The following is a 14,564-nucleotide window of genomic DNA, read 5'->3' as shown; positions in this document are numbered from 1 at the left end:
AGAAGTTCTAAGCCCTATAAGCTTTTTAAATATTGTACTGCAGCGTCTGCATTTGCAGCTTTTGCATATTTTAATGCTGTAGCTCCTATTTTAGATTTTGCTTTAACGTCTGCTCCATTAGCCACTAATAGCTTCATAAATTCTACTTTATTATATCTTGCAGCGTACATTAAAGGAGTCATACCCATTGTACCTGACTTTTTGTTAATATCTGATCCAAACTCTAAGAATTTTTGAGTCATATCAATATTACCTTTAACAACAGCTATACTCAAAGGAGTTAAACCTTTAATAGTTGTTTTTTCAATTTTCAAATCTCTCTTTAATAATGGCTTGTCTGGACCATTACTTGCAGATAAACTTGTTGCAACTAAACTAAATACGATTCCGAATGCGATAATTGATTTTTTCATGATAATTGTTTTTTTTGATGTGATGATTCTTTTTTTGATTTAAGCAATGTTGTTTAGACACTACATTTATATAGACGATGGTTTTTTTATTTTGTTTCAGAAAATTTTCATTATAACTTTTATTTAACAATGATTAGGTGTTGCTTAAAAGCTTCTTAACGTTCTACAAACAAGTTGTTAGCATTGACTATAAAGACTTTAAAAAAGCTACTGCTTCCGTAGCATTAGATAATTTTGCATACCCTAAAGCTGTGTATCCTATTTTAGATGTTACTGTAGCATCGGCACCTTTACTAATTAACAATTTTAACAGTTTAACATTGTTATACCTTGCTGCATACATTATTGGCGTCATACCAGAACCAACAGATTTTTGGTTGCTATCTGCCCCGTATTCTAAAAAACTAGCAGTTGTATCATAGTCTCCTTTTGCAACTGCAATACTTAATGGCGATACATTTTTAATTGTTGTTACTTCTATTTTTTTTAATGGAAGTGGTTTCTTTTCTGATGCTACAGAAGTTGCTACTACACTTAATAAAAGACTACATGCGATGATTGATTTTTTCATGATTGATGATTTAAATGATTATTATTTTTTGATTACACTGTAAAAGTATAACGGCTATGCAGTAAAAAAAATAGTTTTATGATAAACGGTAGATTACAAGAACCGAACGGTGAAAAAGTAAGCACTTAATTGAAAATACATATTAAAAAAAGCACATAAAAAAAGCCGATACAAAATGTATCGGCTTTACTATTATATTGCTTATTGGCTTATCCACCAAAGTCATCAAATCTAATGTGCTCATCTGGAATACCAAAATCTTCTCCCATTTTTTGAACAGCTTTGTTCATCAATGGAGGTCCACAGAAATACAATTCTATATCTTCTGGAGACTCGTGGTGATTTAAGTAATTATCTATTACACAATTGTGAATAAATCCAACAAAACCATCACCTGGTGCATCTATATTCTCTTTTACTTTCCAGTTATCTTCTGGTAAAGGCTCAGAAAGAGCTAAGTAAAACTTAAAGTTAGGGAATTCTCTTTCTAACTCGTAGAAGTGCTCTAAGTAAAATAACTCACGTTTAGAACGTCCACCATACCAGTAAGTAACTTTTCTACCAGTTTTTAATGTTTTGAATAGGTGATATAAGTGAGAACGCATTGGCGCCATACCTGCTCCACCACCTACGTAAAGCATTTCAGATTCAGATTCATTAATAAAGAATTCACCGTAAGGTCCTGAGATAACAACTTTATCTCCTGGTTTTTGCGCAAATATGTATGATGATGCAACACCAGGGTTCACATCCATCCATCCGTTTTTAGCTCTATCCCATGGCGGCGTAGCAATACGAACGTTTAACATAATTTCACGACCTTCTGCAGGGAAAGAAGCCATAGAATAAGCTCTTTCTACAGTTTCATCGTTCTTCATTGTTAATGGCCACAAATTAAATTTATCCCATTCTGCCTGAAACTTATCTGGAGTTTCATGCTCTTCTGGGTGAGCTGTAATATCTATATCAGCATATTTAATTTCACATTCAGGAATTTCTATCTGAATGTAACCACCTGCTTTGTAGCCCATATCCTCTGGAATCTCAACTACAAATTCTTTAATAAAAGATGCAACATTATAGTTACGTACAACCGTAGCATCCCATTTTTTTATACCAAATACTTCTTCAGGAATGGTAATTTCCATATCCTGTTTTACCTTAACCTGGCAAGCTAAACGCGCACCGTGGTTTAGTTCTTTTTTAGAGAAGTGAGGTGTTTCTGTTGGTAAAGCATCTCCACCACCAGATAAAACGTGACACTCACATTGGATACAAGTACCACCACCACCACATGCAGATGGCAAAAATATTTTTTGATTACCTAATGTTGTAAGCAAAGAACTTCCAGATCCTACTTCAACCTTTTTTTCTCCGTTAATAGTAATAGTAACAGGACCAGAAGGAGATAATTTTTCTTTTGTAAAAAGTAAAAGAGCAACTAATAATAACAATAATACCATAAAAGCAATTACTGTAATTACAACTGTACCTATTGTGCTTGTAGCTAAAATCATTCTTATTTATTTAAAGCGTTATTGTAAGAAACCGAATTTTCATCAATTTCATTTTTAACTTCCTTGTCTTGTGCTTTCTGTGCAGTTTCTTTTACTTCTTTTTTAGGAGCATCATCACCACCAGTTAACATACCACCAAAGCTCATAAAACCAATAGCCATAAGACCTGTGATGATAAACGTAATACCCAAACCTCTTAATGGAGCAGGAACATTAGAATATCTAATTTTTTCACGAATAGCAGCAATTGCTAAAATTGCTAAAAACCAACCTATACCAGAACTTACACCATAGTTAAAAGCCAAACCTAACGTTTGTATATCTCTAGATTGCATAAATAAAGAACCACCTAAAATGGCACAGTTTACAGCAATTAAAGGTAAAAATATACCTAAAGAGTTATATAATGATGGCGAAAACTTTTCTACTACTATCTCTACCAATTGTACCATAGTTGCAATAGTTGCAATAAATAGTATAAATGATAAAAAGCTTAAGTTATAATCTGCATACTCTGGCCCTAACCAAGCTAAAGCTCCATCTCTTAATAAGTACTGATCTAACAACCAGTTCATAGGTACAGTTACTGCAAGTACAAATATTACTGCAGCACCAAGACCAACGGCTGTGGATACTTTTTTAGATACTGCCAAATAGGAACACATTCCTAAAAAGGTAGCAAATACCATATTATCTATAAATATGGATTTAAAAAATAATTCTACATGTTCTAACATAACATTGTATTTTTTATATAACTAATTCTAGTTTTCTTCTATTAATGCTTTATTTCTTGAGCGTTGTACCCAGATAATAATACCAACTACTATTAATGCCATTGGAGACAATAACATAAATCCGTTGTTCTCATATCCTATAGCATACAATCCTGTTTTTTCTATAGGATCTCCTAATACTTTAAATCCTAATAAAGTACCAGAACCTAAAAGCTCTCTAAAGAAACCAACAATGATTAATATTAAACCGTAACCAAAAGAGTTACCAATACCATCTAGGAAAGACCTCCAAGGTCCGTTTGCTAATGCAAAGGCCTCAAAACGTCCCATGATAATACAGTTTGTAATAATTAACCCAACAAATACAGAAAGAGTTTTACTAAGTTCATATGCAAATGCCTTAAGCACTTGATCTACTATAATTACTAAGGCAGCTACTACTACCAATTGCACAATAATTCTAATTTTAGAAGGTATAATATTTCTCATTAAAGAGATAACAACGTTACCTATTCCTAATACAAACATTACTGAAACCGCCATTACTATTGACGCCTTTAACTCTGCTGTAATTGCCAATGCAGAACATATACCTAATACCTGTATAGTAATTGGGTTGTTATCTGCTAATGGATCTAATATTAGATTTGCATCTTTTTTAGAAAGTAATCCCATTTCTTATTTTTTAGCTATAGTTTCTAAATATCCCTGATAAAGTTTTACGCTTTCTTTAATCATAGCCGTTACACCATTACCTGTAATGGTTGCACCTGCTAAAGCATCAACTTTATTATCATCTTTTCTTTTATTTATTGGGTCATTGTTACCTTTTGCAACACTTATACCAACAAATGCACCGTTGTTTAAAATAGACTCTCCTTTAAAATCATCCATAAAATAACGTTGCTTAATATTTGCTCCTAGACCAGGTGTTTCTCCTTTATGATCAAAAAATACACCTTGTACTTTTAAATCATCGCCTACAGCAACAAAGCCCCAAATAGCATCCCAAAGACCTTTACCTCTCATTGGTATAATATAAGATTTTACACCATCTTTTTCTCCAATAAATAAAGGTAATTTTCTTGGTTCACCGTTTTTAGCTGCTGTCTCTTGCTTTTTTAAATCTATCAAATAAGCTTCATCATTTGGAGTAGCCTTACCGTCTACTATAACCAATTGCTCTTTAATATATTTTTTAAACTCAACTTCTACTTTATCAGTAGATATAAAGTTTATACTTCCTTCGTCTACATTTTCATCTACACCCATTGCATACAAGATGTTCTGTTGCTTCTCGAACTTCTCATTCATCTTAATTTTACCACTTAAACTAGATGCAGTAAATGCTAAGATAGAACCCACAACCACAACCATAATGGCTGCAAAAATGACGGTGTAACTATTTTTATCTGTATTAATTGCCATATCTATTCTTTTTACGCTGTTAAGCTGTAGCTTTTTTTGATCTTTTTAAACGTCTTTTAACGTTACCTTGAACTACGTAATGATCTATAGTTGGTGCAAAAACGTTCATTAATAATATTGCTAAGAACACACCTTCTGGATACGCAGGGTTAAATACTCTAATTAAAACAGAGATAAACCCAATAAAGAAACCGTAATACCATTTACCTTTATTTGTTTGCGAACCTGTAACAGGATCTGTAGCCATATAAACAATACCAAAAGCTAAACCACCAACAAGTAAATGTTGCCAAAACTCAAAGCTCATTAACCCGTAAAATTTGCTTCCTTCGCTAATCCAATCTGCACTAACAACTCCGTTAAAAATTAAACCCATTGTTAAAGCACCTACTACAGCACTTAACATAATTCTCCAGCTAGCTATTTTTGTAAAAATTAAAAACAACCCACCTAATAAAATTAAGAATGTAGAGGTTTCACCAACAGAACCTGGTATAAAACCAAAGAACATATCTGAAATTGAATATGATGCATCTGTATTTTGAGCTAACTGTCCTAATATAGTTTCTCCAGAAATTGCATCTGCAGTACCAGCTCTTTCAACAGCCTCGTGCACCCAAACTTTATCTCCACTCATCCAAGTAGGATAAGCAAAAAACAAAAATGCTCTAATAGTTAATGCTGGGTTTAAGATATTCATCCCTGTACCACCAAAAACTTCTTTACCTATTACAACACCAAAAATAACTGCAATTGCTAGCATCCATAATGGCGTATCTATTGGTACAATTAACGGCACTAACATACCAGTTACCAAGTAACCTTCTTCTACCTCATGCCCTTTTATAACTGCAAAAACAAATTCTACTGCTAAACCAATTACATAAGAAACAATTACTAGTGGTAATACTGTTGTAATACCTACTAAAAAGTTATCCCAAGTAAGGAAATCGTTTAGTAAAGAGAAATCTGCAGGAAAACCATTAATTGCAGAATAATGTTGGTAACCAGCATTAAACATTCCAAATATTAAAACTGGAACCAATGCCATTATTACCGTATTCATTGTACGCTTTAAATCATCTGCTGCTCTTACGTGAGACCCAGAGTGCGTAGTTTCATTAGGCAAGTACAAAAACGTATGGATTGCATTAAATGCAGGTGCCATTTTTTTGCCTTTATACTTTTCCTTTAAATTGTGTAATGTATTTTTAAGACCCATCTTTTATCCTATTTCTTTTTGTAATAAGTCCAACCCTTCTCTAATTATTTGCTGATGCGGTTGTTTAGATATACAGATAAACTCTGTTAAAGCAAAATCTTCAGGCGCAACCTCATACAATCCAAGCTGTTCCATTTCATCTAAATCCTTTATCATACAAGCTTTTAGCAGTTGCATTGGATAAATATCTAATGGAAAAACTTTTTCATAAGCACCAGTTACTACAAATGCTCTATGTTCTCCGTTAGTATTGGTATTTAAATCGTATTTTTTCTTAGGGTTTAACCAAGAGAAAGTCATTGCTCTAGTAGACGATATTTTGTTAAAAACTGGTTTATTCCAACCAAATAACTCATAATCATCTCCTTCAGGAATAACAGTTACTGTATTGTTATAAAATCCTAAATAACCTTCTGGGCTAGTTTTAGAACCTGTTAACACATCACCATTAATAACCCTAAAGTTTTCTATAGAAACTCCGCTAGCATATAAGAAAGTAGATATTTCTGCACCAATAGTAGTTGTGTAATATTTTGGAGCTTTAACAGCAGAACCAGCTAGTGCTATTGTTCTTTGCGCGTTAAACTTACCTGTTAACAACAACTCACCTATAATAACTAGATCTTGTGCATTAACAGTCCAAACCATTTCTCCTTTATTAATAGGATCTATCTTGTTTATTTGTGTACCAACTAAACCTGCAGGATGTGGACCAGCAACCTTATGTTCTGTAACACCAGACAAACCAGACAATGGAGAGTTACTACTACCTACAGATACGTGTACTTGACCAGTTGTTAAAGTTGCCAACGCTGTAACAGCTGCTTGCAATTCTTTTTCCTTGCCTTGTAACACATAATCTAAATTGGCTGCTAATGGCGCTGTTGTGTATCCTGATATAAATATAGCTTTAGGGGCTACATTAGGATTTGCAACAACATCATACGGTCTTTGTTTTACAAAAGGCCAACAACCAGACAATAACAACTGCGACTTTACGTCTTCTGCAGATGCGCTTGCTAAGTTTAGCATACTGTGTTCTACTACTTCACCAGTTTTATTAGCGCGTATTTTCAGCGTTAATATTCTTCTTCTTGCTCCTCTTACTATTTCAACAAGCTCACCAGATACAGGAGAAACAAACTTCATTTCTTCTACATCTTTGTTGTAAAAAATAGGTTCACCTGCTTTTACAGTTGTTCCTTCTTTTACCAACATCTTTGGCATTATCCCGTGAAAATCGTTAAGATTTATTGCATAAACATTGCTTAAAACCGCTTTAGAAGTAGTTTGATCAGCGGCACCGACTAGGTTGATATTTAAGCCTTTTTTTATTCGAATGTCTTTAGACATATTATTGCAGACCTTAGGTTAACAAAATTTGCTGCGAATTTAAAGTTTTAACCGCAAACTTCCTTGCAAAATCAGTTAAGATGTATTTATTTATATTAATTCTAAATAAATAATATTGGATTATTAGCTCTTAATTTTTAGGCACAACTTTTGCTTATCTTTGTAATACAATTACAACATAAATGAAACAGTACACTTTATTATTTTCTTTGCTTTTATCTTATTTTTCAATTTTTGGACAAAATGCCACTGAAAAAGATGCTCCTAAGAACATAAAATCTATCATATTTAAAGGTCCCACTGAGGATCAATTTCCTGTTGCACAATTAGGCGACCCACTAACTTTAGAGTTTGATGATATAACTGCCTCTGAAGAAGATTACTATTACAAAATTACATATTATAATTACGACTGGACACCGTCTAGCCTTTCTAAGTCACAGTACCTGAGTGGATTTGACAACCTAAGAATTACAAATTACGAAAACAGTTATAATACACTACAAGCATACTCTAACTATCGTTTACAAATACCTAACAATAATTTAAGCCTAAAGGTAAGCGGCAACTATATGTTAGAAATTTACAACAATTACAATGAGCTTCAGTTCTCTAGACGCTTTGTTATTTATAAAGATGCTGTTTTGGTTGGTGTTAGTATTAAAAGAACAAGAGACTTTGAGTTTTTAAATCAAAAACAGGCCGTACAGATTGCAATTAACGCAGGTAATTTTCAACTTATCAACCCTAAAAACGAAGTTAAAGTAACCATTTTACAAAATTACTATTGGCCCTCTGCAATAACAAATTTAAAACCACAATACACTATTGGTAAAGAACTTTTATACAAATACGATAAGGAAAGTAATTTTTTTGGAGGTAATGAGTTTTTAAACTTTACTACTAAAGATTTAAGAGCTACTAGCACTGCAATTGCAAGAGTACAAATGAAAGAATTATACAACCACTATATGTATGCAGATATCCTAAGAGCCAATGAACCCTACACCTATTACCCAGATATTAATGGTGATTTTGTGGTAACAACACAACAAGGAGAAGACGCGTCTAGAGAGTCTGAGTACACTAATGTGCACTTTAAACTACCTTATACAGATGTTATTGGCTTAAATGATGTTTATGTTTTTGGTAAGTTTAACAACTACGCCATTACAGATGAAAACAAAATGACATATAATGAAGATACCGGATACCTAGAAACTAGTATAATGCTAAAACAAGGGTTTTACAATTACAAATACGTACTAAAGACGGATAAAGACGAATTAAAATACAATGCAATTGGAGGCAATTTTCATTTTACAGAAAACAACTATCTTGTTTTGGTTTATTACAGAAATTTTGGAGATCAATATGATAGCGTTATAGGTGTTGGAAATGGAAATTCTAGAAACATTACCAACTAAAATAACCAAAGTCAGATCAATGAACAGCCATAATTAACGGTTTACCGAAAAAATGTTCGTTCAGCGAATATATGAATGACTATTAAGTTAGTTTAAATTTTCCTTTTTATATTTGTATGTAGCTAATGTGTCACGCTTATAGCAACTTAGCACATTTCTACTTTAAAATAAGGAGAGGCATTACTCTGTAATGAGACATTCTTTTTTTTAACATAATACCAAATTGAGTATTATATTTTTTAAAGTTAAAACGTATGACTACACAAGTTACTAAAGGCATAAAAATATCAGTTACCACCAACTTTGAAGGTACTTTTTTTAAAAATTACAAAATGCATTACGCATTTGGCTACACCGTAACCATAGAAAATTTAAGCAAGGAATCTGTACAGTTAACATCTAGACATTGGGAAATTTATGATTCTCTAAACGATTTAGAGATTATGGATGGTGAAGGAGTTGTTGGCAAAAAACCGGTTTTAAACCCAGGGCAATCTCATACATACAACTCTGGTTGCCTATTAACATCTCCTATTGGAGCTATGCGCGGACATTACAATATGGTTAGCTTTACAGACGGTAAAAAGTTTAGAGTTTACATTCCTAGTTTTAAATTTAGCGCTCCATTTGCACTAAACTAAAAAAACCTTTTTTCTAACATTCTAATTGTTTTAATAACGAATAGGATTTTACTACATTTGTTACAATTATTTAATTTATAAAACGTAGCACAATGGGTAAAGGATTTTTTGAAGTTCCAACCGCTTTTAACGAACCAATAAAAAGCTATGCTCCGGGATCACCAGAGCGCGAAGCTGTATTAGAGCAATACAAGGCTTATTACAACAGTACTGTAGATGTTCCTTTATATATTGGAGCAGAAGAGATAAAGACTGGTAACACAAAACCAATGTCTCCTCCACACGATCACAAACACATTGTTGGTCAGTACCATTTAGCAGAAAAAGAACACGTAACTAAAGCAATAGATAACGCTTTAGAATCCAGAGAAGCTTGGGCTAACCTTGCTTGGGAGCAACGTGCCGCTATTTTCTTGAAGGCTGCAGAATTAATTGCAGGTCCTTATAGAGCTAAAATAAACGCTGCCACAATGATGGCACAATCTAAAACTATACACCAAGCAGAAATTGACGCTGCTTGCGAACTAATAGATTTTTTACGTTTTAACGTAGAGTATATGTCTCAGATTTATGCTGAGCAACCAGATTCTGCAGAAGGTATCTGGAACCGTGTAGAATACCGTCCATTAGAAGGTTTTGTATATGCAATTACACCATTTAACTTTACTGCTATTGCCGGTAACTTACCTGCTAGTGCAGCTATGATGGGTAATGTTGTTTTATGGAAGCCTAGTGATAGTCAAGTATTTTCTGCAAAAGTAATTATTGATGTGTTTAAAGAAGCAGGCGTACCAGATGGCGTTATTAACGTTGTTTACGGTGATCCAGTTATGATTACAGAAACTGCTTTAGCTAGTCCTGACTTTGCTGGTTTACACTTTACAGGTTCTACTTATGTTTTTAAAGAACTTTGGAAACAAATAGGTAACAACATACACAATTACAAAACATACCCTAAAATAGTTGGTGAAACTGGTGGTAAAGATTTTATTTTAGCACACAAAACAGCTAACCCTGCACAAGTTGCTACAGCTATTGTACGTGGTGCTTTTGAGTTCCAAGGACAAAAATGTAGTGCTGCATCTAGAGTATACTTACCAAAATCTAAAGCTCAAGAAACTTTAGACTTAGTAAAAAGAGATTTAGCTACCATTAACAAACCAGGCTCGCCTGAAGATATGAGCAACTTTGTTACAGCTGTAATTCATGAAGGTTCTTTTGATAAGTTAGCAAAATATATAGATGGAGCTAAAGCTGATGAAAATGCTGAAATTTTTGCTGGTGGTAATTATGACAAATCTAAAGGTTACTTTATAGAGCCTACAGTTATTGTTACAACAGATCCTAAATATACAACTATGGAAACTGAGCTTTTTGGCCCTGTAGTTACTATTTATGTATATGATGACAAAGATTGGAAAGAAACACTACAGTTAGTAGATGGTACATCTGAGTACGCATTAACTGGCGCTGTTTTATCTACAGATCGTTACGCAATAGAAGAAGCTACAAAAGCATTACAAAACTGTGCTGGTAATTTCTACATTAACGATAAACCAACAGGAGCAGTTGTTGGTCAGCAACCATTTGGTGGTGCCAGATCATCTGGAACTAACGATAAAGCTGGTTCTGCACAAAACTTATTACGTTGGGTTTCTCCAAGATTAATTAAAGAAACATTTGTTACACCAACAGATTACAGGTATCCGTTTTTAGGATAAGATCTTTTTAAAAACAAATTTAAAGCCAAAACGATAGATATTTATCTATTAGTTTTGGCTTTTTTATGTTTAATAAGAAGTCACATCTATTGAAAAATTGCTTTTTAAACAATTTTAATGTAAATTTAACGTTAAGTAAATGTAAACAGACAGTTTACTTATTGTAAATTTAATTAAAAAATAGACAGACTATGAAAGAGAGCGTTACCACACACACAGAAAAACAGAGAAAAAAAATTAGCATAACCAACATATATAGTTATATGAAGAATTATGCTAAAAATTGTAAGTATTCTTTTAACAGAATGCTTAGTATCTAAGTTACCCCTTGTACTTTAAAGGCAAGTAAACTACTTTTTTGGTTTCAAAAAAGTCCTCAGAGAAATAATCAGAAAGATTGTAAATCTCAGTAGTTTTATAATCTTTTAACTCCTCTGACAAATCACCCCCTTTAAGGTACAAAATACCGTTACGGCGTTCGTGTAAAGAATCTTTTTTTATACGCCCCTTTATCCAACGGACAAAAGTAGGCATTGCAGCTACTGCCCTACTCACTATAAAATCAAACTGAGTATCAAGATCTTCTACACGCATATGTTTAGCAGTAACATTAGTTAATCCTAAACCATCTACAACTTGTTGTACTACTTTTATTTTTTTACCAATTGCATCAACTAAAGTAAATTGAGTTTCAGGAAAAAGAATGGCCAAAGGTATACCAGGGAAACCTCCACCTGTACCAACATCTAAAACAGTTGTTCCAGGTAAAAACTGCTGAAATTTAGCAATCCCTGTAGAATGCAGCACATGGCGTAGATATATTTCGTCTATATCTTTCCTAGAAACCACATTAATTTTTTGGTTCCAATCTGCATACAACGCTTCAAGCTTTACAAAGTGCTGTTTTTGTTGTTCTGTTAAGTCTGGAAAATACTTAAAAATAATATCTGCCTTCATAAATTTAATCTAAGTTTTGGCAAAAGTAAGCAATTCCATAATCATAAAAATTTCTTATTTTAAGATAATTATCATATTATAAAAAGTACTTTTGCATTATCTTTACTTAGTTTTTGTGACTATTAGCGACAAATAGATCATAATAATCAATACATAAAAAAAATCTACTAAATAAAATATATTCCTCAATAAAACAATTACAGAGGAAAACGGAATTAAGAATTTAATAATTATGGAGAATAAATCAATAAGGTTTTCACGTAAAGATTCAGCTCAATTTTTTAAAACATTGAACAAACGTGTTAATACATACTTTAAAGAAAACGAGATTAAAAAAACAGGAAACTGGAAACTACACATTAAAACAATAGTAATGTTTACGCTATTTTTAGCGCCTTACTTTTTAATATTAACCCTTGGCCTACCAATTTGGGCTAATTTACTATTAACCATTGTTATGGGAGTTGGTATGGCTGGTGTTGGTATGAACGTTATGCACGATGGTAACCATGGCGCATACTCTAACAACAAATGGGTAAATAAAATAATGGGTGGTAGTATCTACATTTTAGCTGGTAATGTTTACAACTGGCAGGTACAACATAATGTATTACACCACACTTACACAAACATCCATGAACATGATGAAGATTTAGAAGCCGGAAGAATTTTACGTTTTTCTAAACATGCAGAATGGAGAAAACACCATAAATTTCAGCATTTTTACTCTGTATTTCTATACGGTTTATTAACCTTTAACTGGGCTATTACTACAGATTTTCAACAGATGTATCGTTATATGAAGCGTAATTTGTCTTATGGTAAAAAACCAAGTAAAGTAGGTAACTGGAGTACACTTGTAATTACAAAATTATTGTACATTACAATTTGGATTGTTTTACCATTACTTTTTGCTAATGTTGCTTGGTGGCAAGTACTTATTGGATTTTTTATTATGCACTATGTTGCTGGTGTTATTTTGAGTGTCGTATTTCAATTAGCACATGTTGTTCATGATGCAGAAACACCATTGCCAGATGAAACAGGTACAATGAAAAACACTTGGGCTATACACCAATTGTTTACTACTGTAAATTTTGGAACTAAAAATAAGGTTGTAAATTGGTTTACAGGTGGATTAAATCATCAGGTTGAACATCATATTTTTCCAAATATTAGTCACATTCATTACACAAATATCTCTAAAATTGTGAAACAAACGGCAAATGAATTTAATTTGCCTTATAATGAATACAAAACTACTAGAAAAGCTATAATTTCGCACTTTAAACATTTGAAAGAGCTTGGAAAAAAACCAGCTTTACAGTACTAGTAAAAACAAAAAAAGTATGAGCAATCATTTATCTGACAGAATCACAAATATGTCTACATCTGCCACATTAGCAATGGCAGCAAAAGCAAGAGAATTACGTAACGCTGGCAAAGATATTATTGGTTTAAGTTTAGGAGAACCAGATTTTAATATTCCAGATTTTATTAAAGACGCAGCTAAACAAGCTATTGATGATAACTACAGTAGTTATTCTCCTGTAGATGGTTATGCAGATTTAAAACAAGCTATTGCAAATAAGTTTAAAAGAGATAACAATTTAACATACGGACTTAACCAAATTGTGGTTAGTACAGGTGCTAAACAATCTTTAGCAAACATAGCAATGTGTATGCTTAACAAAGGAGACGAAGTAATTTTACCCGCTCCTTACTGGGTTAGCTATAGTGATATTGTTAAACTTGCAGAAGGAACTCCTGTAGAAGTAGCTACTAGTATAGATACAGATTTTAAAATGACCCCTGCTCAGCTAGAAGCAGCTATTACCCCTAACACTAAAATGATGTGGTTTAGCTCTCCTTGTAACCCAAGCGGATCTGTATACAGCAAAGAAGAGTTAGAAGGCTTAGCAGAAGTATTAAAAAAGCATCCTAATATTTATGTGGTTTCTGATGAAATTTATGAACACATAAACTTTAGAGGAGGACACGTTAGTATTGCCGGTATAGATGGTATGTATGAGCGTACCATAACAGTAAACGGTGTATCCAAAGCATTTGCAATGACAGGATGGCGTATTGGTTTTATTGGTGCTCCAGAATTTATTGCTAAAGCGTGTACTAAATTTCAAGGACAAAACACAAGTGGTGCTAATGCTATTGCACAACGCGCTACAATTGCTGCACTTGAAGCTCCCGTAAGCAAAATACAGTTTATGATAGATGAGTTTCATAAAAGAAGAGATCTTGTTTTAGAACTATTAGGACAAATAGAAGGGTTTAACTTAAATGTACCTGAAGGCGCTTTTTATGTTTTTCCAGACATCTCTGCGTTTTTTGGTAAAACTTTAAACGGTACTACTATTAACAACGCGTCAGACTTATCTATGTACTTATTAGAAAATGCAAATGTTGCTACAGTAACAGGTGAAGCTTTTGGCAATCCTAACTGTATCCGTATTTCTTATGCTGCATCAGAAAAAGAATTAAAAGAAGCTATAAGCAGAATTAAAGCTGTTTTATAATTATATACTTAAAAACTACAAAAGGGTCTTATTAGCATTTGCT

14 protein-coding genes are annotated in these 14,564 nt (G+C 33.0%); 5 read left to right on the top strand and 9 right to left on the bottom strand.

Annotation, left to right across the window (positions count from 1 at the left end; all coding sequences use genetic code 11):
- Window positions 1-14: 14 nt before the first annotated feature.
- The 8 genes from Q4487_RS15545 to Q4487_RS15510 all read right to left on the bottom strand — a co-directional run bounded on the left by Q4487_RS15545 (window position 15) and on the right by Q4487_RS15510 (window position 7,241).
- Entirely contained in the window at window positions 15-413 is a 399-nt protein-coding gene (locus Q4487_RS15545; protein WP_100895043.1) for an ankyrin repeat domain-containing protein, read from the bottom strand.
- 187 nt (window positions 414-600) lie between these two features.
- On the bottom strand, window positions 601-984 hold the full coding sequence (locus Q4487_RS15540; protein ID WP_303545517.1) for an ankyrin repeat domain-containing protein: 384 nt from the start codon (window positions 982-984) through the stop codon (window positions 601-603).
- 209 nt (window positions 985-1,193) lie between these two features.
- A complete protein-coding gene (gene nqrF, locus Q4487_RS15535; protein WP_100895041.1) occupies window positions 1,194-2,501 on the bottom strand; it encodes an NADH:ubiquinone reductase (Na(+)-transporting) subunit F in 1,308 nt (435 codons plus the stop codon).
- 2 nt (window positions 2,502-2,503) lie between these two features.
- Entirely contained in the window at window positions 2,504-3,238 is a 735-nt protein-coding gene (gene nqrE, locus Q4487_RS15530) for an NADH:ubiquinone reductase (Na(+)-transporting) subunit E (RefSeq protein WP_100895040.1), read from the bottom strand.
- 27 nt (window positions 3,239-3,265) lie between these two features.
- A complete protein-coding gene (locus Q4487_RS15525) occupies window positions 3,266-3,913 on the bottom strand; it encodes an NADH:ubiquinone reductase (Na(+)-transporting) subunit D (RefSeq protein ID WP_013620212.1) in 648 nt (215 codons plus the stop codon).
- A 3-nt stretch (window positions 3,914-3,916) separates the two neighbouring features.
- Window positions 3,917-4,666 carry a Na(+)-translocating NADH-quinone reductase subunit C gene (locus Q4487_RS15520; protein WP_100895038.1) on the bottom strand — a complete coding sequence of 250 codons (750 nt, stop codon included), beginning with the start codon at window positions 4,664-4,666 and terminating at the stop codon, window positions 3,917-3,919.
- 19 nt (window positions 4,667-4,685) lie between these two features.
- Window positions 4,686-5,888, bottom strand: coding sequence for an NADH:ubiquinone reductase (Na(+)-transporting) subunit B (locus Q4487_RS15515; RefSeq protein WP_100895037.1), 1,203 nt, complete (start codon window positions 5,886-5,888; stop codon window positions 4,686-4,688).
- A 3-nt stretch (window positions 5,889-5,891) separates the two neighbouring features.
- Window positions 5,892-7,241: a Na(+)-translocating NADH-quinone reductase subunit A gene (locus Q4487_RS15510; protein ID WP_303545526.1), complete on the bottom strand. Its 1,350-nt coding sequence runs from the start codon at window positions 7,239-7,241 to the stop codon at window positions 5,892-5,894.
- Between the two features lie 182 nt (window positions 7,242-7,423).
- On the opposite strand from Q4487_RS15510, the gene Q4487_RS15505 reads away from it, so the two are divergent.
- The 3 genes from Q4487_RS15505 (at window position 7,424) to pruA (ending at window position 11,030) form a co-directional block, all read left to right on the top strand.
- Window positions 7,424-8,668: a type IX secretion system plug protein domain-containing protein gene (locus tag Q4487_RS15505; RefSeq protein WP_303545529.1), complete on the top strand. Its 1,245-nt coding sequence runs from the start codon at window positions 7,424-7,426 to the stop codon at window positions 8,666-8,668.
- Window positions 8,669-8,922: 254 nt separating this feature from the next.
- On the top strand, window positions 8,923-9,309 hold the full coding sequence (gene apaG / locus Q4487_RS15500; RefSeq protein WP_100895034.1) for a Co2+/Mg2+ efflux protein ApaG: 387 nt from the start codon (window positions 8,923-8,925) through the stop codon (window positions 9,307-9,309).
- A 92-nt stretch (window positions 9,310-9,401) separates the two neighbouring features.
- On the top strand, window positions 9,402-11,030 hold the full coding sequence (gene pruA / locus Q4487_RS15495) for an L-glutamate gamma-semialdehyde dehydrogenase (protein ID WP_100895033.1): 1,629 nt from the start codon (window positions 9,402-9,404) through the stop codon (window positions 11,028-11,030).
- A 321-nt stretch (window positions 11,031-11,351) separates the two neighbouring features.
- Here pruA and rsmG read toward each other — a convergent pair whose 3' ends face one another.
- On the bottom strand, window positions 11,352-11,987 hold the full coding sequence (rsmG, locus tag Q4487_RS15490; protein WP_303545536.1) for a 16S rRNA (guanine(527)-N(7))-methyltransferase RsmG: 636 nt from the start codon (window positions 11,985-11,987) through the stop codon (window positions 11,352-11,354).
- 232 nt (window positions 11,988-12,219) lie between these two features.
- Here rsmG and Q4487_RS15485 point away from each other — a divergent pair, with 232 nt between their 5' ends.
- Window positions 12,220-13,320, top strand: a complete 1,101-nt coding sequence (locus tag Q4487_RS15485; protein ID WP_100895031.1) for an acyl-CoA desaturase — start codon at window positions 12,220-12,222, stop codon at window positions 13,318-13,320.
- A 16-nt stretch (window positions 13,321-13,336) separates the two neighbouring features.
- Entirely contained in the window at window positions 13,337-14,521 is a 1,185-nt protein-coding gene (locus Q4487_RS15480) for a pyridoxal phosphate-dependent aminotransferase (RefSeq protein WP_303545539.1), read from the top strand.
- Window positions 14,522-14,564: the final 43 nt, after the last annotated feature.

This window comes from Cellulophaga sp. 3_MG-2023, from assembly GCF_030546975.1.
Taxonomy (GTDB): Bacteria; Bacteroidota; Bacteroidia; order Flavobacteriales; family Flavobacteriaceae; genus Cellulophaga.
This window is presented reverse-complemented; position numbering and strand designations above follow the sequence as displayed.

What these genes read in the sequence shown, in the direction of transcription:
- Q4487_RS15510 (WP_303545526.1), bottom strand. Translation starts at nt 7,241, where the DNA reads ATGTCTAAAGACATTCGAATAAAAAAAGGCTTAAATATCAACCTAGTC.
- nqrF (WP_100895041.1), bottom strand. Translation starts at nt 2,501, where the DNA reads ATGATTTTAGCTACAAGCACAATAGGTACAGTTGTAATTACAGTAATT.
- Q4487_RS15480 (WP_303545539.1), top strand. Translation starts at nt 13,337, where the DNA reads ATGAGCAATCATTTATCTGACAGAATCACAAATATGTCTACATCTGCC.
- Q4487_RS15545 (WP_100895043.1), bottom strand. Translation starts at nt 413, where the DNA reads ATGAAAAAATCAATTATCGCATTCGGAATCGTATTTAGTTTAGTTGCA.
- Q4487_RS15520 (WP_100895038.1), bottom strand. Translation starts at nt 4,666, where the DNA reads ATGGCAATTAATACAGATAAAAATAGTTACACCGTCATTTTTGCAGCC.
- pruA (WP_100895033.1), top strand. Translation starts at nt 9,402, where the DNA reads ATGGGTAAAGGATTTTTTGAAGTTCCAACCGCTTTTAACGAACCAATA.
- nqrE (WP_100895040.1), bottom strand. Translation starts at nt 3,238, where the DNA reads ATGTTAGAACATGTAGAATTATTTTTTAAATCCATATTTATAGATAAT.
- Q4487_RS15525 (WP_013620212.1), bottom strand. Translation starts at nt 3,913, where the DNA reads ATGGGATTACTTTCTAAAAAAGATGCAAATCTAATATTAGATCCATTA.
- Q4487_RS15485 (WP_100895031.1), top strand. Translation starts at nt 12,220, where the DNA reads ATGGAGAATAAATCAATAAGGTTTTCACGTAAAGATTCAGCTCAATTT.
- Q4487_RS15505 (WP_303545529.1), top strand. Translation starts at nt 7,424, where the DNA reads ATGAAACAGTACACTTTATTATTTTCTTTGCTTTTATCTTATTTTTCA.
- rsmG (WP_303545536.1), bottom strand. Translation starts at nt 11,987, where the DNA reads ATGAAGGCAGATATTATTTTTAAGTATTTTCCAGACTTAACAGAACAA.
- apaG (WP_100895034.1), top strand. Translation starts at nt 8,923, where the DNA reads ATGACTACACAAGTTACTAAAGGCATAAAAATATCAGTTACCACCAAC.
- Q4487_RS15540 (WP_303545517.1), bottom strand. Translation starts at nt 984, where the DNA reads ATGAAAAAATCAATCATCGCATGTAGTCTTTTATTAAGTGTAGTAGCA.
- Q4487_RS15515 (WP_100895037.1), bottom strand. Translation starts at nt 5,888, where the DNA reads ATGGGTCTTAAAAATACATTACACAATTTAAAGGAAAAGTATAAAGGC.